General features: G+C 44.5%; 1 protein-coding gene. It reads right to left on the minus strand.

Annotation, left to right across the window (positions count from 1 at the left end; all coding sequences use genetic code 11):
• Nucleotides 1-440, minus strand: a 440-nt coding sequence (locus tag CDG56_RS16795; RefSeq protein ID WP_264754488.1) for an EF-Tu/IF-2/RF-3 family GTPase, incomplete at both ends; no start/stop codon positions are given.

Consider the following 440-nt stretch of genomic DNA (forward strand, 5'->3'; position numbering starts at 1 on the left):
AAGTAGAACTGTGGACGGTAACCGTTAAGGAATGGAGTATGACGACCACCTTCTTCTTTAGAAAGTACATATACTTCCGCATCGAATTTAGTGTGTGGCTTGATTGTACCTGGTTTAGCAAGTACTTGACCACGTTGTACATCTTCACGCTTGGTACCACGAAGAAGGATACCACAGTTCTCGCCCGCACGACCTTCGTCAAGAAGTTTACGGAACATTTCAACGCCAGTTACAGTCGTTGCAACTGTATCACGGATACCAACAATCTCAACAGTTTCACCTACTTTGATGATACCCGCTTCAACACGGCCAGTTACTACTGTACCACGACCAGAAATCGAGAATACGTCTTCGATTGGCATTAAGAATGCTTTATCGATTGCACGCTCTGGTTCTGGGATGTAAGAGTCAAGCGCTTCAACAAGTGCAAGAACTGATTT

This window comes from Acinetobacter sp. WCHA39, from assembly GCF_002165385.1.
GTDB lineage: Bacteria > Pseudomonadota > Gammaproteobacteria > Pseudomonadales > Moraxellaceae > Acinetobacter.